This window comes from Mycobacterium sp. SMC-18, assembly GCF_045310895.1.
GTDB lineage: Bacteria > Actinomycetota > Actinomycetes > Mycobacteriales > Mycobacteriaceae > Mycobacterium.
In genome coordinates this window covers 114,846-137,366 of record NZ_JBJIAL010000016.1, presented here as the reverse complement: position 1 = coordinate 137,366, position 22,521 = coordinate 114,846, and the positions used below count along the sequence as shown (strand labels likewise).

The window sequence follows — 22,521 nt, the reverse complement described above, 5'->3', positions numbered from 1 at the left end:
TAGACAGCTCGCACTTCACTCGGAGGTCTTCTTCATGTCACCACGCCACGCCGTACCTAACGTCCGTGGTCAGTACAGCTAGATCGCGCGCAAGATCGGCCAGCCGCTGCGACAACTGCTCCAAATCCTCCGGCGGCAGTTCCTCCCCCAGACTGGTGAACCCGACGAGATCGGCGAAGGCCACCGACACCTGCCCGGACCCGGGCAGCGGCCGTCCGGCCATCCGTTCGGTGGCGCTGACCTCCTCTTCCAGCATGGCGTGCAACAACTGGGTCCGGAGCATGTCCTGGATCATCGGCCCGAGCAGCGGCGCGGCCTCGCCGATCAGCGCCGCGGTGGCTTTCGCGCCGTCGAGTTCGCTGACACCCGGTTGCAGAATCGCGGACAACGCGGCAAAACGCATGACCTCGACGGTGCGGGACAGACCTTCGGCCATGACCTGGACGACCGCGACGACCTGATCCTCCGGCAGGCCGAGCCGGAGGAACCGCTGGGCGTAGCCGACCAGGTCGCTGTCGACCGGCAGGAACAGCTCGGCGTCCAGGTCTTCGGACCGGGGCCGGCCGGCTGCATGCAGAATTCGTTGCAGCAGGTCCAGATTCACGCCCCACCGCTCGCTGATCTGCCGGGCCGACAACCTGGTGCCGTCATCACCCAACGCCCGCCGCGAAGGCAGCAGCATCGGCGCGAACGACTCGTTGATCTGGTCCTCGGTGAACCCCTCGGACAGCAGCCAGTCGGTCAGCTCGGCACGGTCGACCGGCTCGGCAGCTTGTTCACTCACCCGGCCAACCTATCGCGCCTGGCAGCCCCGCAGAATGGGCACATGACCGAGCCAGAGATGCCGCTACGCACGGGGCTGCCGGCGATTGTCGGCGCCGACCCACGGGTGCTGATCCTCGGCTCGTTTCCCAGCGAGAAGTCGCTGGACACCGGCGAGTACTACGCCAACACGCGGAACCAGTTCTGGCGGCTGCTGGGTGCGCTCATCGGGTTCGACGCGGAGCTGCCCTATGCCGAGCGCCTCGACGCCGTCACCGCCGCCGGGGTGGCGCTGTGGGACGTCGTGCACAGTTGCCGTCGAGTCGGCAGCCTGGACGCCAATATCGACCGAAAGACGTTGGTGCTCAATGATTTCGACGCGTTCCTGACGCAACACCCGACGATCGAGCGGGGCTTCGTCAACGGGCTGACGGCGTACACGCTGTTTCAGCGCGCCGACATCGCGCTGCCCGCCGCCCGCCTGCCGTCGAGCAGCGGAGCGCTGACCATGTCGTTCGCCGACAAACTCGCGGCGTGGCAAATGATCCGCTGAACGTTTCACCTCGGCCGATGGGGGTATGCCGCGCGAATGTGGTGTGTATCCGCATCCGGACCCAGGGGGTTTACCCATGTCACGCATCGCCAAGAACCTGCCGGGATTCACGAAGTATCTGGGTGCGGCGCTGACGGCGCTGACGATCGGTGGTCTGATCGCACCGACGCCGGTCGGCGCGTTCTCCCGACCCGGATTGCCCGTCGAATACCTCAACGTCCCATCGGCGGCCATGGGCCGCGACATAAAAGTCGAATTCCAGGCCGGCGGTCCGCACGCCCTCTACCTGTTGGACGGCCTGCGCGCGCAAGACGACAACAACGGCTGGGACATCAACACCCCGGCGTTCGAGTGGTACAACGGCTCGGGCCTGTCCGTCGTGATGCCGGTCGGCGGCATGTCGAGCTTCTACACCGACTGGTATCAGCCGGCCGTCGGCAACGGCACCACCCAGACCTATAAGTGGGAAACCTTCCTGACCAGGGAATTGCCGGCGTGGTTGGCCGCCAACAAGCACATCTCAACCGGCGGTAACGCGGTGGTCGGGCTGTCGATGAGCGGATCGACCGCACTCATGTACGTGGCGGACCACCCGGACAAATTCCGGTACGCCGGTTCACTGTCCGGATTCCTGAACTTGTCCGACTCGTTCTGGCCGTCGCTGGTCGGGCTGGCGATGAACGATTCCGGCGGCTTCAACCCCGGCGCCATGTGGGGGCCTCCCGGTGATCCGGCATGGGCGCGCAACGACCCGACGGTCAACGTCGGCAGGATCGCCTCGTCTGGCGCCAGGCTGTGGGTGTACTGCGGCACCGGCACGCCGGACGACCTGGCGGGCGCGACAAGCGGTGTGCCACAGCAGTTCCTGGAGAGTTTCACGCTCGCGTCGAACACCAAGTTCCAGGGCGCGTACCAGGCCGCGGGCGGGCACAACGCCACGTTCAACTTCCCGCCGACGGGCACGCACACCTGGGCCTACTGGGGTCAGCAACTCCTGCAGATGAAGCCCGACATCCAGGCCGCGCTCGGCGCGCGCTAACCGACCGGAGGCCGCCGGCCCGCCCAGGGCCGCGCACCTTCTATCTGCGCACTCAGCGACAGCAGCGTCGCCTCGTCAAAGGGCCTGCCCACCAACTGAATCGACGTCGGGACACCGTTATTGTCCAGCCCCCACGGCACCACGGCCGCCGGTTGACCGGTGACATTGAACATGGCCTGGAAGGGCACGCGCGCAGCGACCGACGCCAGCGTCGAGACGGCGCCGCGGCGCTGGTACTGCCCGACCCGCGACGGTCCGGTCGCCGCGCCCGGGGTGATCACCACGTCGACACTGTCGAAAACGGATTGCACCCGAGCGGCGAGCGCGGGTTCGGCGGCGCGGATCGCGTCGATGCGCCGCTGCGAGATCAACCCACCGATCCGGGCGAAGGACCGGGTGCGGCGGTCCAGTCGCTCCGGATGCGGCAGCGCGGACACGTCGTCGTAGACACCGCGGAAGTAGCGCGGCAGGGCGTGGCCGTACACCGCCGACCGCGGATAGTCCGGATCTCGTTGGACGACGTCGTGGCCCAATTCGCGCAACAGCTCGCCCGCCTGCTCCACCGCGGCGCGCTGCTTGGCGCCCACCCGTGCCGTCACCAGCGGTGGCACCTTGGTGCTCAACGCAATCCGCAAGCGTCCGGGTGCCTGTCGTGCGGCCGCCACGAAGCCGCCGTCGGTGGTGGCGTCGAGGAACAGGGCCGCGTCTTCGACGGTGCGGGCCAACGGCCCGTAGGCGACCAGGCCGCACCACGAATCGTCGTGCGGGCTCAGCGGCACGCGGTCGCGCTGCGGTTTGATGCCGAACAACCCGCACCAGGTGGCGGGAATCCGGATCGAGCCCATCCCGTCCGATCCCAGCGCCATTGCCGCCAGCCCGGCGGCGACCGCGGTGCCACTGCCCCCGCTGCTGCCGCCCGGCGCATACTCCGGATTCCAGGGGTTTCGCGTGGTGCCGTAGGTCAGTGTCTCGGTGAAGGGCCAGATCATCAGCTCGGGCACCGTGGTCTTGCCCAGGATCACCGCGCCGGCATCGCGTAGCCGCCGAATCACCTCGGCGTCCGTGGTGGCGGCCGGTCCGTGCGCGCTGCTGCCGAACGTGGTCAGTTCGCCCGCCACATCGGTGTCATCCTTGATGGCGATCGGCACGCCGAGCAGCGGTAGCCGTTCCCCTGCGTCCAGCCGGGCCTGCGCGGCCTGCGCCTGGGCCCTGGCACTCTCGGCCAGAACCGTTCGATAACAACGCAATTCGGGATCGATGCGCGCGATCCGGTCCAGGTACAGCTCGACGAGTTCAGGTGCGGTCACCGTACCGGCGGCGAGCATCCTGGCCTGTTCGGCGGCGCCGGCGAACGCCAGGTCACGAGGGTCCATGCGGCGCAGATTACCCATCATCGGCGGTGTTTTGTGGCGTACTCCCCCGGCGTGCAGCCGAGCATGGCGTGGAAGTCGTTGATGAAGTGCGCTTGGTCGTACCAACCCAATCGCACTGCCAGGTCGGCGAAGTCGAGGTCCGGCACCGTCTCGATCTGCAGTGCCGCGTGCTGCAGACGGTAGCGGCACAGCACCCATTTCACCGGCACCCCGACGTACCGGCGAAACACCCGCTGCGTTGTCCGCTCACTCCAGGGAGACAGCGCCATCACCTGTTCGACCCGGTGCAGCTGTGAATCGGCGCGAACCCGGTCGAGCAATCGCGTCAGGTCCCGATACGTGGCGTCCACATCGGTGTGGTTGCCGATCGCGGCGTCGAGAGCCGCTGCGGCCCGGTCGATATCGTCGGCGAAAGGGACTGCGGCGCCCAGTAATTCCGCACCCACCGGCAGCACGCGGCCCGTCAGCGCGCCGGCGTCCCGGCCGAAACGGGCCGCGAAGCCGCCGGGCCGGAACCTGGCGCCCACCACCGAACCTGCCCCCGACAGCGTGGTCGTGAACACCCGCTCGACCACGCCGTGCACCAGCGTCGCCGGCAACCGGTGACCGTGCCGGACCTCGTCGGTGCCCCACTCGTGCGTCAGGTGCACCGCGGGAAAGGTGATGACGGTGCTGTCGAACGGCTCGACGTCCCGTAAATCCCAAGTGACGGACCAGAAGTTCTCGACCCAGACCGCTGCCGCGGCGGACGGCTGCCACTGCTGCAGATCGAACACCGAGCCGGTATTGGCACGGCCGACCACACCCAGCTTGGGAGCTGTTGTCGGGTTTTTCCAAGCCGCCACACCATTGACCCTACGAAACTGGGTGCCATGAGCGTGCAACCAATTCCCCAGGGCTACACCAGCCTCACCCCGTTCCTGGTGATCGATGGGGCCGCCGCCGCGATCGACTTCTACGTCGAGGTGTTCGGCGCGCGGCTGATCGAGAAGATGGACGCGAGCGACGGCAAGGTGGCCCACGCCGAGCTGGACTTCGGTACCGGCCGGCTGCAACTGTCCGATCCCAACCCCGATTACGAACTGGTGGCGCCGCCCCGCAGCGGTCCGGTCACGCATTCGGTGGTGCTGTACTGCCCCGATGTCGACGCGGTGGTCGACCGCGCCGAGCGGGCCGGCGCGACGATCCGGGAAGCGACACAGACTTTCGTCACCGGTGACCGGTTCGCGTCGATCATCGATCCATTCGGCCAGCGCTGGGCGGTGATGACGCGCGTCGAAGAGGTCGACGCCGCCGAACGCGACCGCCGGTTGTCGGAGTGGGCGGCCTCCAACGTCTGACCCCGGTTGGCCTACCGTGAACTGATGGCCTGTGTGTTCTGCGACATCGTCGCCGGGAAGGCGCCCGCGGTGCGCGTCTACGAAGACGCCGACTACGTGGCGTTCCTGGACATTCGCCCGTTCTCCCGCGGCCACACCCTGGTGGTCCCCAAGCAGCACTACGAGAACCTCGTCGACACCCCGCCGGACGTGGTGGCCGGTATGGCCAAGCTCGGTCAGCGCATCGCCCAGGCGTCGCGCGAGTCCGGCCTCCACGCCGACGGTAACAACGTCGCGATCAACGACGGCAAAGCCGCATTTCAGACGGTGTTCCACATCCACCTGCACGTCGTCCCGCGCAAGCTGGGCGACAAGCTGGCGTTTGCCAAAGGGATGCTGCTGCGCCGTGATCCGGACCGGGAGACCAGCGGAAAGATCCTACTGGAGGCGGTGGCGCGGCTGTCTGATCCGCAGGCAGACTTGCAGCCATGAGCATGCCCCTGTGGGAGAAATACCTCGGTCTCCCGTTGCTGAAAATGCACGACCGGATCTACCAGAAGACCGAAGGCCGGATCGGGCACCAGTTCCCCGGCGTCCCGCCGAGCCTGCTGCTGCACACCGTCGGCGCCAAGACGGGCCTGGCACGCACCACATCGCTGACCTACGCGAAGGACGGCGACGCCTACCTTGTGGTCGCGTCCAAGGGCGGCGAGCCGACGGCGCCCGGCTGGTACTTCAACCTGAAGGCCAAGCCCGACATCGAGATCAACGTCGGGACGAAGCGGATCCCGGTGACCGCGCGCGTGGTCGGCAAGGACGACCCCGACTACGCGCGGCTGTGGCAGATCGTGAACAAGAACAACGCCAACCGGTACGCGGGATATCAGAAGCGCACCACCCGGCCGATCCCGGTGGTCGCGCTGACGCCCCGCTAGAGCAGCTGCTCGGCGAGCAGCCGTAGCGTCGTCTCGCGAGCCGGGGCGGTGGCTGGATCGCAGCCCCGGCGAGCGGCGGCGACGGGGCTGACCATCACCTCGTCGACACCGAAATGCGATGCCAGGTCGCGGATTTGGTCCGCGGCCTCCGCGGGTGCGCCGACGACGGCCCGCTCCATTCCCGCGGCGACGATGGCCTGCTGCGTGGCGGTGAGCTGGTTGTGCTCCGAGTCTTCGACCAGATCCAGCGCACGCAGCGGCTCGCCGGTGCGCAGCCATGCCATCATCTGCAGGTTGGGGCGGATCAGCTGTTCGGCCTCGTCGCGCGTCTCGGCCACGCAGGCGTTGACGGTCATGAACGTGGTTGGCTTGTCCGCGAATTCGCTGGGCCGGAACTCTTCGCGGTACGTGGCCAGGGCTTCCTCGGTGCCCTGCCCGGAGAAGTGGTGGGCGAACACGTACGGCAGCCCCTTGGCCGCGGCGAGGTGCGCCGAATACATCGACGAGCCCAGCAGCCACAGTTTCGGCGGGCTCACCGCCGACGGGGTGGCCTTCAGGATGTAGTTCTTGTCCAACAGGTTTCGCCCCTCGAGGGACACTTTGACGCCGCCGGGGCTCATCAGCGCGACGACGTCGTCGAGGTACTCGGGAAAGCGCTGAATGTCCTCGTCGGTGCGCCCGGCCGGGCCGCGCAGCGCGATCGAGGTGACGGGGTCGGTACCCGGCGCCCGGCCGACGCCGAGGTCGATGCGGCCCGGCGCTGCCGCCTCCAGGAGCGCGAACTGCTCGGCGACGGCCAGCGGCGCGTGATTGGGCAGCATCACACCGCCCGAGCCAAGACGGATCTGAGTGGTCTGCGCGGCCAGGTAGCCCAGGACGACGGGCGGGCTGGTGGCGGCGACCGCGGGCATGTTGTGGTGCTCGGCCACCCAGTAGCGGGTGTAGCCCAGCTGATCAGCGACCTTGGCGAGGCGCACGGTGGCGGCGAAGGCATCGCCGGTGGACTGGTCGCTACGGACCGGGACGAGATCGAGGACAGACAACTGCACGATCTAATCCAACTCTTCGGGGCGGGATGCGATTCCCTTGGCCGTGCTGAACACGTCGTCCAGCATGGCCGGAGTGAGCCGGCCGGTGAACGTGTTCTGCTGGCTCGGGTGGTAACAGCCGAGGAGCCGCCGCCCGTCGGGCAGCGCCGCGAGCGCACCGTGACCGAACTTCGGATACGGCCGTCCCGCTCCCGTCAGCTCCAGCGCGGCCTTCCACGCGAAGCCACCGAGTGCGACGACGACGCGGACGTCCTGACCCGTCAGCCGCCACTCCGCGCTCAGCCACGGCTCGCACGTGAGGCGTTCCTCCGGCGTCGGCGCATTGTCCGGCGGCGCACACCGGACCGCAGCCACCACCCGAATGTCGTTGAGGGTCAAGCCATCTGCCGCATCGATACTCTCGGCGCTGCTGGCCAGGCCGACGCGGTACAGCGAAGCGAAGAGAAAGTCGCCCGACCGGTCGCCCGTGAAAACCCGGCCGGTCCGGTTGGCACCGTGGGCGGCAGGCGCCAGACCCAGCACCCAGATGCGCGGCCGGTCCACGCCGAGCCCCGGCGCCGGCCGGCCCCAGTACGGTTCGGCGGCATAGGCCTTGCGCTTCGCCACCGTGCGCATGGCGACGTCCTCACGCCAGGTGACCAGACGAGGACAGCCCCGGCACACCGACACCTGCGCGTCGAGGTCGGCCAGACTGGTACAGCGACGGGCCCTGGCCCGGACCTGCGCCGCCGTGCGGGCGACGGGGGTGTCGGCGTCGGCCGGGTCCCCGGGCCAACCCGCGCCGGCCGGGACCGGGGACGGGAACAACACTCCGGTTCGGGGATGTGGCAGCACCCCAAGATTCTGCCCTCTTGGCGGCGCGGTTAAGCGGCGAAGTTGTCCAATTGCACGCGATGGTAGGCCGACCGCAGCCGTTCGTAGCGGTAGCGGTTGTACGCCAGCGGATCGAGGACGACGGCGCGCGGCAGGTACCGCCAGGCCACCTGAGAGGCCTTCAGATACAGGGCGTATTCGAGCCGGTTCAAGGGCGTCGACCGAATGTCGAGCAGCTCCCGCATCTTCGGGTGGGCATGGCGCCGGCCCAACACCTTCGGCACCCGCAACGCGATCGGGGTCAGCACGTTCCACAGCGGCAGCAGGAGCACCCGCAGTTGCTTCGGCAGCAAGTCCGGCACGGGCAACGTGTCGAAGCTCTCGTCGGCATATTGCAGAAATGCGTTGTCCGCCAAGTGCTGTTCGGCGACGCGGTCGTAGTAGGCCTCCATGTCGGCCAGGGTCTCAGGCAGTTTGGCCCGAGCGCTGGGCAGCTCCAGATAGCTCATCATCCACCGCAGGGTCCGATACACGGCCTCGCGCTGCTCGGCATCGAGGTCCTCGCCGCGGACCGCGACGTAGCCCCGGTAGAACAGATTCAGCGAGCTGACGGCGATCCAATTCCAGAGTTCGGGGTCGAGTGCACTGAACCGCGTGTCGGCGAACTCACCGTTGCCGGTTCCCCGCACGCCGGCATGCAGCCGTTTGAGTTCCTCGGTGTCCCCACGCCGGTCGGCCTCGTCGCCGAACAGCATCAGCATGCCGAAGGCGAGCGACCGGATACCCCGGTCGGTGAAGTTCTCCTGAAATCGTCCCGACCAATCGACCGCTGCCGCGATCGGGCGGTATGCCACCTGGTCGAGTGCCAGGCGCCCGAAGAGCCCGAGACTCAGCGGCGAGCCCAACCACCACCGGACGTCGGCCGCCAGCTCGGCATGCGGCTGGCTCGGGTGCCACGGCTCCACGCCGGCCCCCACGGGCGATGCAGTCATGGTCATGCACGCATCCAATCTGTCATCAAGCGTTGATAGATGAGATGAGGCAACCATCTGTCAACGCGTGTGTCAAGATTGGTGGCGTGAGTGAGGCGCGGCAGTACGGCGGCATGAGTGGCGCCGACCGCATCGCCGATCGGCGGCGTCGCTTCATCGCGGCAGGCCTGGAGCTGATGGGCACCAAGGGCATCCCCGCGACCACCCTGCGTGGCGTAGCGGAGCAGGCCGGCCTGGCGGCGCGCTACTTCGCCGAGTCGTTTCCACGCATCGAGGACCTGCACATCGCGGTTTTCGACGAGATCACCGCTGAAGTGGAAGAGCGTGGACTCGCCGCGATCGCCGACACCAAGGGCGGCCCCCGCGCACGGTCGCGCGCGGCGCTCAGCGCACTTGTCGACGTCGCACTGACCGATCGGCGCAAGGGCCGCATCGTCCTGATCGAGTCCGCGTCCTCACCCGTCCTCGGCCCGCGTCGCCTCTCGGAAGCTCAGCGATTCGCGGGCATCGTCGCCGGGCTCAGCGGCTCCGCGACAGACCCGCGGCCGATCGATCTGCAACTGGCGGCGCAATTTGTCATCGGTGGGGTCGCCGAGACGCTCACCGCGGTCCTCGTCGGGGCGATCTCCGTCGACCGCGACCACCTCATCGACATGCTGAACGACCTGTTGTTTGCCGCATTACGCGGCGTCCGCGCAACTGCGGGTGCGGTCAGAACGGGATGACCGACTCACTGTTGAGCTTGAGCCACACCCGGCGCACCCAGCGCCGCACCGGACCAGATGACAGGTGGGCGATCAGTTCACGGTCGTCGATCAAGTAGCCACCGGGCACCCGCTGCCAGAGGCCAGCCATCCAAAGCTCGAGTGCCGCAACGGTTGTCACCGACCCTGACGCGATCAGATCGAGCGCCTCGTCGGCCACGAAAGCCGGCCGGCGCGTGCGCACGCTATGGCTCACGGCGCGCACGTGGAGCTCGATGGCGGTCGCAGACACATGCGCTCCGCGACGGCTGTCGCGCAGCGCTCCCATCTCGGCCAACAAGGCCTTGCTGTACACATAGCTGACGATACCCGTAACACGGGCGTTACATGGGATTAATGCCCCCGGCACATGACGCGAGTCTTCGCTGGTCACCACCGGGCTCCTAGACTTGCCCGCGTGCATACCGCGCTGCCCAGCCTCATCGCCGACCTGCCCGCCGACGCCGTCGTCACCGATCCGGACATCGTCGCGTCCTACCGACAGGACCGCGCACTGGATCCCGACGCCGGCACTCCCATCGCAGTGGTGCGACCGCGCAGCACCGAGGAGGTGCAGACGGTCCTGCGGTGGGCCAGCGCACACAAGATCGCGGTGGTGCCGCGCGGCGCCGGCACCAGCCTGTCCGGCGGGGCGACCGCCGTCGACGGCGGCATCGTGCTGACCACCGAACGGATGCGTGACATCGTCGTCGATACGGCGACCCGCACCGCCGTGGTGCAGCCCGGCCTGCTCAACGCCGAGGTCAAGAAAGCCGTTGCGGCCCATGGCCTCTGGTACCCGCCCGATCCGTCGTCGTTCGAAATCTGCAGCATCGGCGGTAACGTCGCCACCAATGCCGGCGGCCTGTGCTGCGTGAAGTACGGCGTCACCACCGACTACATCCTGGGCCTGCAGGTGGTGCTGGCCGACGGCACGGCGGTGCGACTCGGTGGCCCGCGGCTGAAAGACGTTGCGGGACTGAGCCTCACCAAACTCTTCGTCGGCAGCGAGGGCACCCTCGGCATCGTCACCGAGGCGACCCTGCGCCTGCTGCCACCACAGCACCGCGGGTGCACCGTGGTGGCGAGCTTCGACTCGGTGCGCGCGGCCGCCGACGCCGTCGTGACCGTCACCGGCCGGATTCGCCCGTCGATGCTGGAGTTCATGGACGACGTCGCCATCAACGCCGTCGAGGACAAGCTGAAGATGGGCCTGGATCGCGGCGCCAAAGCCATGCTGGTGGCGGCCTCCGACGACCGCGGCCCGGCGGGCGTCGAGGACACCGAGTTCATGGCCCGCGTGTTCACCGAAGCCGGTGCGACAGAAGTCTTTTTGACCGACGACCCCGACGAGGGCGAGGCCTTCGTGGCCGCCCGGCGGTTCGCCATCCCGGCGGTGGAGGCCAAGGGCCCGCTGCTCCTGGAAGACGTCGGGGTGCCGCTGCCCGCGCTGGCGGACCTGGTCGACGGCGTGGGTGAGATTGCCCGCAAGCACGACCTGTTGATCTCGGTGATCGCGCACGCCGGGGACGGCAACACCCACCCGCTGATCGTCCACGACCCGAACGACGCCGAGAACACCCGGCGGGCCAACATCGCGTTCGGCGAGATCATGGACCTGGCCGTGTCGCTCGGCGGCACCATCACCGGAGAGCACGGCGTCGGCCGGCTCAAGCGGCCCTGGCTGGCCGGCCAACTCGGCCCGGAGGCCATGGAACTGAACCGCCGGATCAAAGCGGCACTGGATCCCGACAACATCCTGAATCCCGGGGCGGGCATCTAGCCACACCAAATTGAGCTGTGGCATCCACAAGCCGCGGTCAATTCACGACACCGTGATCTGGCGGTATGTGCGCGGCCGCGTCGCCGATCCCGTCTACATGCTCTTGCAGCAGACTGTGGAAATGCCTGCACACGAAGTCGCTGTTTAAATCAATGCGCACCGAGTATCTGGCAAGTCCGCTCGGCGGTGGCGTCTGGTTTGTCAGCTTGTAGGGCCCTGCGCGATGGTTTGCACGACGAGTCCGGACTCTCAGCATCGAACTTCACTGGGCCGCTAGCCAAATAGCAGCTCTTTCAGAGACTTCTTCTTGCTGACCAAACCGAGTCTCTCCAGTTCGGTAAAAAGGGTTTTCGTCACGGAGTTTCGGTGTGTTTTGAGCTGTTGATCAAACAATTCACGCAGTTCGGGTCGGTTGCGCGCCGGGACGCCTCCCGCCCAACACACGAGTTCAGCTGCGGAACGCACATCCCCGGAGACGTTGTTCCCCATCAACACGCCAGCGAGCGCACCGCACGCTTTCTGCAGTGCTGCAACGGCGCTGCCTGGCTCGCTGACGGGCTTGGCTAATCGAAGGCGCCTGAGTTTCTTGCTCCTGTCTGACTCTCTGGTCAGCTGTGCGACAGCATCGCGGATATGGTCTACAGCTTGTACTCCGATGCCAGATTGACCAATAGCACTGAGCAGCTGGTCCGTCTGGTTTGTTTGGTCTGCGCGTATCCAGAGCTTGCTCCTGTCGTCGATTGAGAGCCGACAGGCATATTCACCGATCGCGGCGGGAGCGAAGGGAAACTCCTGGAGTAGCCGTACTACTTGATCGGCGGCTGGCAGCAGTTCCAGCCAAGCGCCGCTGATCAACGTAGAGCGATCTGCCATTTCCAGAGCTAGCAGGTCATCGACAGGTAATGCGTCTCCTCTGACCTGGCTGCGTAGAGCCAACCTCAGGTGCAATGCCGAAGCTGCCAGTTCCTCAGGTGGTTCATAACGATCAGCCCGCTCGGAAACCGCTCTTACAACATCTATGGGTAGACTTTCGCACGCTTGCACAAACTGCCGAACGGTGGACTCATCAATCTCATGCGCAGTCAGCGCGCCGGCTAAGTCGTCGGCGATCAACGGTGCCACGAGATTAGTGGAGCCCGATTTGCGTGCGAGCTCAACAGTCGCACTGAACAACCCACGCTTTTTGGACCATAGCGCTTCAAGTTCGTCGGCAGCGCAGTCTTCCCACTCCATATCTTCCAACACTGATGTAAGGGCTTCGGCAATCTGACCGGAGTCGAGCACAGACCATTCGCTCACGCGTGCAACCAGTTCCGCCAATTCACTGGGAGTAAGTGGCGACGAATCAGCAGAGAACTCCGGTAGCAGTTTGTCGATAATCACGCCGTTAGCTAGATCTTGCACGTCGCCGTCCGCTGAGCCTTCTTCCGTGGATGGGAGCAGCGCACCCCACCGCTTCCATGCCCCAGGCCGGAACGCCCCAATTCCGATTAACGCATGCCGGGCCTTACGGGCCGCCGAACCCATAGGTCCAACCACTCGGTCGGCGTTGTCTCGCGTCCAATGGACCATCGGGGACTCAGCCGGGCGTTTCTGGAACGACGTGAAGATGTCAGAGACAAGTGGTTCCCCGTCGTCACGTCTAATCGCAGCTTCGATAAGGGTTTCGAGCAGGGCAACGCCATCGCCGGTCGGCTCGGGCGCTTCCGGTTGAGTGCCCGCTGCCGCCACTGAAGCCTCCGGTTCCTCAACCGGCGGTAGTTCGAGCCGATTTATCACTGAGACAACCGGGCGAGAAATATCTGCCCATAGGTCACAGGCGGTGGCGACCGGAAGATCCGATAGCGCCGTTAGCACCGGCAGCGGGTCTGCGTCGAACCGATCACCCAATAGTCCTGCAATAGCTGACGAAACGTTCTTGGGTATGTAGTTAAGGAGTGGAACGAACCTGGACAACAATTCAGCAGCCATGTTCTTCGCCTGTGAGCTGCTTAAGAAGCTGCGTATTGCTTCTGAATCGCTTGCCCAGGCCGCTATCAACAGTGCACCCGGTAGAGCCTCATCGCTCAGAGCTCCTGCGGTGATAGCTGCCTGCAGCGACGGATGAACCTGGTCGGCGACAACCTGAAATTCGTTTGGTTCGAGACGCTCGACGAGGAGACACGCTGCCTCATAAGCGAATGTCCTACCCAGGCCGGTCGCATTATCACCCTCTATTGTCAGCAGCGGTATCGCGATGGCAAGCGTCGCAGAGTCTTGATCAGCGAAGGAGGCAGCCACCTGCGACGGCGCTGTATCAGTGGCGTAATCAATGGCGTCGCCGAGACTGGGGTCGGGCAACAGATCCCGGTTGGCCGCTGGCTTCAAGTAGAGCAGGTCTGGTCGCGGGTCTTGGATTTTTGCCGCTGCGATCTTGTTCAGATAGTTGTGTAGCTGGCGCCGCAATGTCTCGCTCGCATTCTGTTGCGCGCGAAGTCCTTTGTCAGTGTCGTCATCATTGATGATCTCGTCGACTGCGGCCGCGTTCCCGTCGGAACTCTCTCCGTCTGGCGACAATAGGTACTTTTCGGCGATTCTCTGAACGTCCGACGATTCAGGCTGAGGTCCGCCTCGCAGGTAGGTGAGCAAACGGGGCACGCGCCGCATATCCGCTATCACAGAGGGGAACTCCGTCTGTAGCACTGTGAGAACGGCGATTTCGTGAACACGCTCCAGCCAGGGCAAACCCCGGGCCTCGGCAATCCGCACGTTGGTCGCAAAATTGTTCAAAAGCACTTTCACGCGCCGCGGGCTTCTGACATGTACTGGGATCAGTGCGAAGATGGCCTTGTCCAAGCAGTCACTGCCAACTCCTCGCATCTCGCCCCACACCCCTTCCGGTTGCGCATCGGCGAGCGCGCGCGCGAAGTCGGTCAGTGCCCGCGCCCGAAGTGGCGGAAGCGAGATCTGGTGCTGGAAGATCTTGTCTAAGAATGCCCCCGGTGTTGCGTAGTAGGGTTCCTCCTCACGCACGGGCTTGGCCTGGGCGACCTCTTCGCGCAATGCCCGCACGATTACTTCCCGATCGGCAGCGACGATGAATGCACAATTTGGTTGGTCGAGAAACGTTTTGAGGTCCCGCAATGTCGCTACCACGTCGGTTGGCGCACACCGATCAAGTTCGTCAATGAATACGACCAGCGGAAATTCCTTTTTGCCTCGCGCCTTTGACACGAGTTTTGCAAATCTCTTCGCGAACTGGTCGGCATCTTCAGGAGCGGGCGTCTCCGTCGTGACAGTAAGACCTTCTAGCACCTTGGGGCCGAGCAAGGCCGCAACGAGGGCCAGACCAAAGACCGTGCCTACCCCAGGAATGAGGCTTTTTGCGGCTGTTGCGAAGCCACTTTGGGCAAAAACGGTCAAAGCTGCCGCGATCAGGAGGACCCAGAGTGACGCGACAGTGATCGCGAACACCAGTCCACCAAGCAGAGACCATTTGTTTTTCCAAAGCCACTGGGCAAAAGCAATTCGGGTATCGCTGACCGCACGGTCTAACCCGGTAGAGAGCTCAGGATCTTTGTCCAATTTTAGATCCAAGGCCAAACTGTCTACGAAGTTTCGTTTAAGCTCTTTGCCCCCGTATTTCCACGCATCATATCGAGCTATCTTCAAGTCGTGAGATGACAAATCGGCGAGGCGCTTCTCAATCATGGTGTAGATACTGGATTTACCAGACCCCCACGGCCCGAAGAGGGCAATATTTACTGGCGTCCTTGCGGCCAGAGCTATCTCTGCGACAGCGTGCGCAATCGCCTCATGCTCCAGCAGATCACTCTCGTCGCCCAACAGTCGATTGTCGGGAATGAGATCGCCGGACTGCACAATCCGCGCAACCGTCCCACGTCCCCGTCCAAACATCGTGCTCCTTCAGGCGTTGTTGCGTGCGTGCGGTTTGCGGGAACCGATAGCAGCCGACAGCATCTCGCGAATCGGACCGCGACTGCGAACCGCCGAACAGGTGCGAGACATGGCGGGCAGTTCAAGGTCATGCGCGAGGCGTTGACCGATCGACGGCCGTTCCCCAAGGGTGCAGATCCACCTCGGCAATATAGCCGTATCGTCCGACACACGGGCCCAGAAAGTGGCGTTTCATCGAAAGGACGCCGATCTGGTTGAGCATGCGCGGGATCGAAACTGACGAGCGCTCACCATTCAGCAGTAGCGCAAGTGCTGGGCCACGCCTTCGATCCGATGTTTGCCCCCACGGGGACAAAGCAGGCGTCCACCCATCGCCCTCCATCTACATATCCGATTTGATACACAGTTGACGACGCGAGGGATTAGGGCAGGTACTGGTACCCACAGGGCATTGACACATCTGGCCCGCCGACGTACACATAAGACATGACGGCGATTTTGTCTCACGAGACATCCGACTCCCCCGTGGCGTTCCAGCTTGCCGATTCCGCCGGGTGGGTCGATCCCTGGCCGATGTACCGCTCGCTGCGCGACCACGATCCCGTCCACCATGTCGTGCCCGCCGACAATCCCGGCGCCGACTACTACGTGCTGTCCCGGCACGCCGACATCTGGACCGCGGCGCGCGATCACCAGACGTACTCCTCGGCGCAGGGCTTGACCGTCAACTACGGCGAGCTGGAACTCATTGGCCTGCAAGACAACCCGCCGATGGTGATGACGGACCCGCCCGTACACACCGAATTCCGCAAGCTGGTGTCGCGCGGCTTCACACCGCGCCAGGTGGAGGCCGTCGAGCCCAAGGTGCGCGAGTTCGTGGTGCAGCGACTGGAGAAGCTCAAGGCCGCCGGTGGCGGTGACATCGTGACCGAGCTGTTCAAGCCGTTGCCGTCGATGGTCGTCGCGCACTACCTGGGTGTTCCTGAAGCCGACCGCGACCAGTTCGACGGCTGGACCGAGGCCATCGTCGCGGCCAACACCGCCGAGGGCGGCCTCGGCGGTGCGCTCGAGACGCTGGGCAGCGCGCTCGGCGACATGATGGGGTACTTCACCGCGCTGATCGAGCGCCGCCGCAAGGAGCCCGAAGACGACACCGTGTCGCACCTGGTCGCCGCGGGCATCGGCGCCGACGGCGACATCAGCGGCGTGCTGTCGATCCTCGCGTTCACGTTCACCATGGTCACCGGCGGCAACGACACCACCACCGGGATGCTGGGCGGCTCGGTCCAACTGCTGCACCGGCGCCCCGATCAGCGCCGGCTGCTCGTGGAGAACCCGGACCTCATCACCGAATCCGTCGACGAACTGCTCCGGCTCACCTCGCCGGTCCAGGGTCTGGCCCGCACCACCACCCGCGATGTCACCATCGGCGACACCACCATCCCCGCCGGCCGCAAGGCTCTGCTGCTCTACGGTTCCGGTAACCGCGACGAACGCCAATACGGCGCCAACGCAGGCGAATTGGACGTGACGCGCGCCCCGCGCAACATCCTGACGTTCAGCCACGGTGCGCACCACTGCCTGGGCGCGGCGGCCGCACGGATGCAGTCCCGCGTCGCACTGACCGAACTGCTCTCCCGGATACCGGAATTCACTGTCGATGAGGACAACATCGAGTGGGCCGGGGGCAGCTACGTGCGACGCCCGCTATCGGTGCCGTTTACGATCGGCTGATGGCAAACGACTGGCTGGCCGGCCGCCGCACCGAGGTCGCGGCGGAGGCCATCCTGGACGCCGCCGACCGCCTGTTCGCCGAGCAGGACGCGGCGACCGTCGGGATGCTCGAAATCGCCAGGGCGGCAGGGTGTTCCCGTGCCACGTTGTACCGGTACTACGAGAACCGCGACGTGCTCCACCTGGCCTACGTGCACCGCGAGGCGTTCCGGGTGTTCGCCCATGTCGGTGAGCAGATCGCCGACATCACCGATCCGCGCACCCGGCTGCTCGACGGCGTCGCGATCGCGCTGCGCAGTGTGCGGGAAAGTCCGGCGCTGTCATCGTGGTTCGTCGCCACCCAGCGACCGATCGGTGGCGAGGTCGCCGCGCAGTCCGACGTCATCACCGGACTGGTGGCGGCGTTCCTGTCGGCGTCGTGGCCCGAACTGGAGACCGAAGCCGCGCACCGCCGGGCCGGCTGGCTCGTCCGGATCCTGGTATCGCTGTTGATGTTCCCCGGCGCCGACGAAGACGACGAACGCGCGATGATCGACGAATTCGTGGTGTCCCAGCTGGTTCCGATCGATCAGGCTTCCCAGTAGGCGCGTGCCTTGATCGCCTTCTTCGGAATCTGGTAGTCCTCGCGCAGCACCTTGACCACCGAGCGGGTGGTCCGGTTGTCGCACGCCACCCAGCCGAAGTGATCGGAGGCGTCGAACGCCGACGCCCGCACGGTCTCGACCAGAGCCTCGCCGTTGTTCTTGCGGTCGACCCACGTGACGGTCAGCCCCGGCGCACCGGTGCCCACCTGAAGATCGCGGTCGTCGTCGTGACCCGCCTCCAGATACACCTGGATGGACGCCTCGCCGATCGCCTGCAGCAGCGAGTTGATGGCCGGCAGCGATGCGGTGTCACCGACCAGTACGTATCCGGCCGGCGCGGGCTCGGGCAGCTCGAAGCTGCTGCCGAGCAGCGTCACCTCGAGGGTGTCACCGGGCTTGGCGTCCTGCGCCCAGCGCGTGGCGAGGCCGTCGTGCAGCGCGAAGTCGATGTCCGTGGTGCCGGCCACCGGATCGGGGTTGACCAGCGTGTAGCCGCGCTGATGCGCCTTGTCGCCGTCGGGGAACCAGCCCCGGACCCACATGGTCGGGTGCACCGGCCGCTCGGCGAGCAGGTTGCCGGTGGTGAAATGCAGCCGCAGGTAGTGCGGGGTGATCTGGGTGCGGCCGGTGACGGTCAGCTCGTAATCGCCGCCCCGCCACAGTTTGACCAGCGCGCCCTGGATTCCGCGCGACGGCTTCGACTCGGTCATGTTGCACCCTCCGATTGGACTCTTAGGGCAGCATAACCTAATTGATGGTGTTGGTTGATTGCCTGCGGTTTGTGCTGGCCAAAGCTATCTTCGAGCCGTGTTCGGCATCCTCCGGCCCTGCCGGCATCGGCTCGGCAAGGAACTTGCGGCCGTCTGGACCGCCCAGTTGTGCGGGCTCTGTCTCGCGCTTCGCGATGACTACGGTCAGGGCGGCCGAGTCGCCACCAACTACGACGGCCTCGTCGTGTCGGCGTTGGTGGAGGCGCAGTCCACCGCGGCGCCCGGCCGCCGGGAGGCCGGCCGCTGTCCGCTGCGCGGCATGCGCAAGGCCGACGTCGCGGTAGGCGAATCAGTTCGGCTGGCGGCCGTCGTCTCCCTGGTGCTCGCGGCGGCACGGGTGCGCGATCACGTCGATGACGGCGACGGGGTGTTCGCCGCGGCAGGAGTGCGGCCCGCGGCCCGACGGATCGCCGACCGGTGGGAGCGCCAAGGCACGGATGTCGGTACCGCGCTGGGCTTCGATACCGGCGTGCTGATGGCAGCGATCGGGCGGCAGGCGGCGCTGGAAGCCGCTGCGGCACCGGGTGGTTCGTTGCTCGCGGTCACCGAACCCACCGAGACGTCCGTCGCCGCGGCGTTCGGCCACACCGCGATCCTGGCCGGCCGGCCGGCGAATGTCGCGCCGCTGCACGACGTCGGCCAGTTGTTCGGGCGGGTCGCGCACCTGCTCGACGCGGTCGAGGATCTGCACGACGACGAGGTGCACGGAAAATGGAATCCGGTGGCCGCCACCGCGACACCGATCGCCGACGTCCGGACCATGTGTGACGACGCAGTGCTCGGCATCGAGCTGGCCCTGGCCGACGTGCAGTTCACCGACGGGCGGCTGGTGCACCGGCTGCTGACGCGCGAGTTGCGGCGGGCCGTGTCCCGGACCTTCAGCGACGCGGGATACCGGGCGACGGAGGTACCGCCCGACGCCGAGCCACCGGTCGCGTCATTCGGCGAAGCTCCGCTGGACGACGTGGTCGGGATCGAAACGGGCGAAGAGAATCCCGAGGAGAAGGTCCAGCGCAAGGCCGGCTGGTTCGACGGCTGCTTCGCGTGCGACTGCAGCGGCTGTTGCTGCGACTGCGACGGCTGCTGTGACTGCGACGGCTGCTGTTGCGATGGCTGCTGCGACTGCTGCGACTGTTCCTAGTTCCGCACCCGCGTGAACCGGTGCAACAGCCACGACACCGGGATCGTGAACAGCATCGTCCAGGTGAACAACGCGAAGGTCGACCCCGTCCAGATGTGTTGGCGCATCACCTCGACCATGACCAGTTCCATGATGACCAGGTGCACCAGGAAGATCTCGTAGGAGATCTCACCGAGGAAGACCATCGGCCGGCTCCCCAGCAGCCACGCGTACCAACCGCGGTTCCCCAGGCCCAGCGGCGCGACGACCAGCGTGGCGATGGCGGCGTAGAGCACCGCCTTCCACAGGCTTTCCGGCAGCGTGGCGGGCGAGGTCGTCGGGGCGCCGGCGATGGGCGTCGACGCGATGAGGTAGCAGACCAAAGCCAGTGGGATGCACAGGAATCCGTAGGCCCGCACCCCCATCACGGACAGCACCGAGAGCAGCATGCCGCCGACGAACCAGATCAGGTAGGTCGGCAACCAGAGCCGGGCGCCGTCGGGCAGGAAATCCGTCGTGTGCACCAGCGTCAGCCACGCCAGGCTCGACGCGGCAAAAACTCCCAGCGCACCCAGCAGCCGGCCCGGCTGCCACTGCCGCCGGCACAGCACCACCATCAGCAGGTAGGCCAACACCGGAAGGGCAACGTAGAAAGCAACTTCCACCGCCAGGCTCCACATCTGGGTGAGGCCCTGATGCAGCCAGGAGAACAGGTAGTTGTCGGTGTAGATCTGGGTCAGCGTGAGGTTGCGGAGCAGCCCCAGCCAGGTGTGTCCGGGGTTGGGGCCGGCGGTGCGGAAGTGGTACAGCGCGTAGGCTGCCAGCACCGTCACCACGTAGGCGGGCATGATCCGTCGCACCCGGTGCCACGCGTAACGCCGCACCGACGGTGCGTCGTAAAGCTTTTCGGCATCCGCCCGAGCCAGCGCCTTCACCCACGGGGTGAACAGCAGGAAGCCCGACAGTACGAAGAAGATCGGCACACCGATCTCCGCGCGCGAGTACATCAGTCCGATGTACGTCTGGGTGTACTTACCGGTCGTGAACGCCGCGTGGGTCAAGACCACCAGCAGTGCGGCGACAGCACGAACCCCGGTGAGCGAATCAACCCGGGTCACTTGTACTTACGCTTGCCCTCGCCTCGACCTTCGCCGTGTCCACCGCGCCGGTCGTCGTCACGACCCCGGCCCTTGTGCGGTCCGCCCTGACGGCCACCACGGTCGGAGTACGAACCCCGGTCCGAGCCACGGTCCTGGCGGCCACCGCGGTCCGAGTACGAACCCCGGTCGGGGCGTCCGCCACGATCCTCGTAACCGCCGGAACGCCCGCCCTTGTCGAGCTCCAGGTGAATCAACTGGCCCGAAATGCGGGTGTTCTCCAGCTTTTTGAGCGTGTCCTTGCTCAGCTTGGCGGGCAACTCGACCAGCGAATGATCCACCCGGATGCTGATGTGCCCGAAGTCGCTGCGGTTCAGACCGCCCTCGTTCGCGATGGCGCCGACGATGGCACCCGGAATCACCTTGTGCCGCTTACCCACCGCGATGCGATAGGTGGCCAGGTCGTCGCGCGTCGAGCGCGGCTTGCGCTCGCGATCGCCACGGTCCCCGCGATCGTCACGGTCCGGACGCTCACGCCGCTTCTCCGGCGGCGGCTCCTTCATGAGGAACTCTTCGCCACCCTGCGTCTGCACCGCCAGCGCCGCCGCGATCTCGGCGAGCGGCACGTTGTTGTCGCGCTCGTAGTCCTCGATCAGGCGGCGGAACAGCTCGATGCCCGGCGCACTGAGCGAGTCGGTGATGGCATCGCGGAACTTCGCCACGCGCTGGGCATTGACGTCGTCGACCGACGGCAGCTGGGATTCGATGAGCTTCTTGCGGGTGACGCGCTCGATCGAGTTGAGCAGGTGCCGCTCGCGCGGAGTGACGAACAGCAGCGCGGTGCCCGAGCGACCGGCGCGACCGGTGCGCCCGATGCGGTGCACGTAGGACTCGGGGTCGTGCGGGATGTCGTAGTTCAGCACGTGCGAGATGCGCTCGACGTCCAGGCCGCGCGCCGCGACATCCGTCGCGATCAGGATGTCGATCGAACCGTCCTTGAGCCCGTTGATGGTGCGCTCACGGACGGCCTGCGGGATGTCACCGTTGATCGCGGCCGCGGAAAAGCCACGGGCCCTGAGCTTTTCGGCAACTTCCTCGGTGGCCTGCTTGGTGCGGACGAAGACGATCATCGCCTCGAACGGCTCGACCTCGAGCAGCCGGGTGATGGCGTCCATCTTGCGGGGGCCGGCCACCTGGATGTAGCGCTGCGTGATGTTCTCGGCGGTCTGCGCCTTGGCCTTGATGGTCACTTCGACCGGGTCGTGCAGGTACCGGGCGGTGATCTTCTTGATGGCCGGTGGCATGGTCGCCGAGAACAGCGCGACCTGCTTGTACTCCGGGGTGTCGGCGAGGATGCGCTCGACGTCCTCGGCGAAGCCCATCTGCAGCATCTCGTCGGCCTCGTCGAGCACCAGGTAGTCCAGGTGCGAGAGATCCAGGCTGCCCTTCGACAGGTGGTCGATGACGCGGCCCGGGGTGCCCACCACGACCTGCGCGCCGCGCTTGAGGCCCGCGAGCTGCGGCGTGTAGGACGAGCCGCCGTAGATCGCCAGTACGTTGACGTTCAGATGCGCGCCGTACTTGCTGAACGCCTCGGCCACCTGCAGCGCGAGTTCACGCGTCGGGGCCAGCACCAGGCACTGGGTGTTGCGGCTGGCGGGGTCGATCTTGGACAGCACCGGCACCGCGAACGCGGCGGTCTTGCCGGTACCGGTCTGGGCGAGGCCGACGACGTCGGAACCGTTCAGGATCGCGGGGATGGTCGCGGCCTGGATGGGCGACGGAGATTCGTAGCCGACATCGGTCAGCGCCCGCAGCACCTCCGGACGGATGTTCAGGTCGGCGAAAGTGACCTCGGCGCCGGTCTCGGCGGAGGTTTCTGAAGCGGGATCAGCTGTGGTGTTGGGGCCGCCCGAATCCGGGTCGGCCTCGGGCGAAGACGTCGTCATTATGCAAGG

Annotated in this window: 21 protein-coding genes; 10 read left to right on the top strand and 11 right to left on the bottom strand. The window is 66.1% G+C overall.

Annotation, left to right across the window (positions count from 1 at the left end):
* Nucleotides 1-37: 37 nt before the first annotated feature.
* Nucleotides 38-784 carry an adenylate cyclase regulatory domain-containing protein gene (locus ACJH6J_RS16510; RefSeq protein ID WP_406804213.1) on the bottom strand — a complete coding sequence of 249 codons (747 nt, stop codon included), beginning with the start codon at nt 782-784 and terminating at the stop codon, nt 38-40.
* Nucleotides 785-826: 42 nt separating this feature from the next.
* Here ACJH6J_RS16510 and ACJH6J_RS16505 point away from each other — a divergent pair, with 42 nt between their 5' ends.
* Both ACJH6J_RS16505 and ACJH6J_RS16500 read left to right on the top strand, forming a co-directional pair.
* Nucleotides 827-1,315, top strand: coding sequence for a DNA-deoxyinosine glycosylase (locus tag ACJH6J_RS16505; RefSeq protein ID WP_318986578.1), 489 nt, complete (start codon nt 827-829; stop codon nt 1,313-1,315).
* Between the two features lie 76 nt (nt 1,316-1,391).
* Nucleotides 1,392-2,354, top strand: a complete 963-nt coding sequence (locus ACJH6J_RS16500) for an alpha/beta hydrolase family protein (protein ID WP_318986579.1) — start codon at nt 1,392-1,394, stop codon at nt 2,352-2,354.
* Here ACJH6J_RS16500 and ACJH6J_RS16495 read toward each other — a convergent pair.
* Together ACJH6J_RS16495 and ACJH6J_RS16490 are read right to left on the bottom strand one after the other, a co-directional pair.
* Nucleotides 2,351-3,727: an amidase gene (locus tag ACJH6J_RS16495; protein WP_406775642.1), complete on the bottom strand. Its 1,377-nt coding sequence runs from the start codon at nt 3,725-3,727 to the stop codon at nt 2,351-2,353. The genes ACJH6J_RS16500 and ACJH6J_RS16495 overlap by 4 nt on opposite strands.
* Nucleotides 3,728-3,744: 17 nt before the next feature.
* Nucleotides 3,745-4,572 (bottom strand): DUF6597 domain-containing transcriptional factor, encoded by an 828-nt coding sequence (locus ACJH6J_RS16490; protein WP_406775643.1) that lies wholly within the window; start codon nt 4,570-4,572, stop codon nt 3,745-3,747.
* Between the two features lie 27 nt (nt 4,573-4,599).
* Between ACJH6J_RS16490 and ACJH6J_RS16485 the strand changes: the two genes are divergently transcribed.
* Genes ACJH6J_RS16485 through ACJH6J_RS16475 form a run of 3 tightly spaced genes read left to right on the top strand, consistent with a single transcriptional unit; the run spans nt 4,600 to nt 5,981 of the window.
* Nucleotides 4,600-5,067, top strand: a complete 468-nt coding sequence (locus ACJH6J_RS16485; RefSeq protein WP_212812584.1) for a glyoxalase/bleomycin resistance/extradiol dioxygenase family protein — start codon at nt 4,600-4,602, stop codon at nt 5,065-5,067.
* Between the two features lie 24 nt (nt 5,068-5,091).
* Nucleotides 5,092-5,538, top strand: a complete 447-nt coding sequence (locus ACJH6J_RS16480) for an HIT family protein (RefSeq protein ID WP_212812585.1) — start codon at nt 5,092-5,094, stop codon at nt 5,536-5,538.
* On the top strand, nt 5,535-5,981 hold the full coding sequence (locus tag ACJH6J_RS16475) for a nitroreductase family deazaflavin-dependent oxidoreductase (protein ID WP_212812586.1): 447 nt from the start codon (nt 5,535-5,537) through the stop codon (nt 5,979-5,981). Before ACJH6J_RS16480 ends, ACJH6J_RS16475 begins: the two co-directional genes overlap by 4 nt.
* On the opposite strand, the gene ACJH6J_RS16470 is transcribed toward ACJH6J_RS16475, so the two are convergent.
* From ACJH6J_RS16470 to ACJH6J_RS16460, 3 genes are read right to left on the bottom strand one after another with little or no spacing between them, the layout of a single operon-like run.
* Entirely contained in the window at nt 5,978-7,030 is a 1,053-nt protein-coding gene (locus ACJH6J_RS16470) for an LLM class flavin-dependent oxidoreductase (protein ID WP_406804212.1), read from the bottom strand. The genes ACJH6J_RS16475 and ACJH6J_RS16470 overlap by 4 nt on opposite strands.
* Before the next feature lie 3 nt (nt 7,031-7,033).
* Entirely contained in the window at nt 7,034-7,861 is an 828-nt protein-coding gene (locus ACJH6J_RS16465) for a uracil-DNA glycosylase (RefSeq protein WP_346416970.1), read from the bottom strand.
* A 32-nt stretch (nt 7,862-7,893) separates the two neighbouring features.
* Nucleotides 7,894-8,841, bottom strand: a complete 948-nt coding sequence (locus ACJH6J_RS16460; RefSeq protein WP_406804211.1) for an oxygenase MpaB family protein — start codon at nt 8,839-8,841, stop codon at nt 7,894-7,896.
* 80 nt (nt 8,842-8,921) lie between these two features.
* On the opposite strand from ACJH6J_RS16460, the gene ACJH6J_RS16455 reads away from it, so the two are divergent.
* Entirely contained in the window at nt 8,922-9,560 is a 639-nt protein-coding gene (locus ACJH6J_RS16455) for a TetR/AcrR family transcriptional regulator (protein WP_244872639.1), read from the top strand.
* Here the strand turns inward: ACJH6J_RS16455 and ACJH6J_RS16450 are convergent.
* Nucleotides 9,547-9,972 carry a hypothetical protein gene (locus ACJH6J_RS16450; protein ID WP_244872640.1) on the bottom strand — a complete coding sequence of 142 codons (426 nt, stop codon included), beginning with the start codon at nt 9,970-9,972 and terminating at the stop codon, nt 9,547-9,549. The two genes, ACJH6J_RS16455 and ACJH6J_RS16450, sit on opposite strands and share 14 nt — an antisense overlap.
* Between ACJH6J_RS16450 and ACJH6J_RS16445 the strand changes: the two genes are divergently transcribed.
* Nucleotides 9,949-11,361, top strand: coding sequence for an FAD-binding oxidoreductase (locus ACJH6J_RS16445; protein ID WP_212812588.1), 1,413 nt, complete (start codon nt 9,949-9,951; stop codon nt 11,359-11,361). The genes ACJH6J_RS16450 and ACJH6J_RS16445 overlap by 24 nt on opposite strands.
* A 273-nt stretch (nt 11,362-11,634) precedes the next feature.
* On the opposite strand, the gene ACJH6J_RS16440 is transcribed toward ACJH6J_RS16445, so the two are convergent.
* Nucleotides 11,635-15,258 carry a P-loop NTPase fold protein gene (locus tag ACJH6J_RS16440; RefSeq protein WP_406804210.1) on the bottom strand — a complete coding sequence of 1,208 codons (3,624 nt, stop codon included), beginning with the start codon at nt 15,256-15,258 and terminating at the stop codon, nt 11,635-11,637.
* A gap of 486 nt (nt 15,259-15,744) precedes the next feature.
* Between ACJH6J_RS16440 and ACJH6J_RS16435 the strand changes: the two genes are divergently transcribed.
* Nucleotides 15,745-16,992: a cytochrome P450 gene (locus ACJH6J_RS16435; protein ID WP_212812592.1), complete on the top strand. Its 1,248-nt coding sequence runs from the start codon at nt 15,745-15,747 to the stop codon at nt 16,990-16,992.
* Complete coding sequence (locus tag ACJH6J_RS16430) at nt 16,992-17,576, top strand: TetR/AcrR family transcriptional regulator (protein WP_212812593.1); 585 nt, start codon at nt 16,992-16,994, stop codon at nt 17,574-17,576. Before ACJH6J_RS16435 ends, ACJH6J_RS16430 begins: the two co-directional genes overlap by 1 nt.
* Here the strand turns inward: ACJH6J_RS16430 and ACJH6J_RS16425 are convergent.
* A complete protein-coding gene (locus ACJH6J_RS16425) occupies nt 17,561-18,286 on the bottom strand; it encodes a siderophore-interacting protein (protein WP_212812594.1) in 726 nt (241 codons plus the stop codon). The genes ACJH6J_RS16430 and ACJH6J_RS16425 overlap by 16 nt on opposite strands.
* A gap of 97 nt (nt 18,287-18,383) precedes the next feature.
* On the opposite strand from ACJH6J_RS16425, the gene ACJH6J_RS16420 reads away from it, so the two are divergent.
* Nucleotides 18,384-19,487, top strand: coding sequence for a DUF5685 family protein (locus ACJH6J_RS16420; RefSeq protein ID WP_406775645.1), 1,104 nt, complete (start codon nt 18,384-18,386; stop codon nt 19,485-19,487).
* Here ACJH6J_RS16420 and ACJH6J_RS16415 read toward each other — a convergent pair.
* Together ACJH6J_RS16415 and ACJH6J_RS16410 are read right to left on the bottom strand one after the other, a co-directional pair.
* Nucleotides 19,484-20,584: an acyltransferase family protein gene (locus ACJH6J_RS16415; protein ID WP_406804209.1), complete on the bottom strand. Its 1,101-nt coding sequence runs from the start codon at nt 20,582-20,584 to the stop codon at nt 19,484-19,486. The genes ACJH6J_RS16420 and ACJH6J_RS16415 overlap by 4 nt on opposite strands.
* Nucleotides 20,581-22,512, bottom strand: a complete 1,932-nt coding sequence (locus tag ACJH6J_RS16410) for a DEAD/DEAH box helicase (RefSeq protein WP_212812597.1) — start codon at nt 22,510-22,512, stop codon at nt 20,581-20,583. Before ACJH6J_RS16410 ends, ACJH6J_RS16415 begins: the two co-directional genes overlap by 4 nt.
* Between the last annotated feature and the right edge of the window lie 9 nt (nt 22,513-22,521).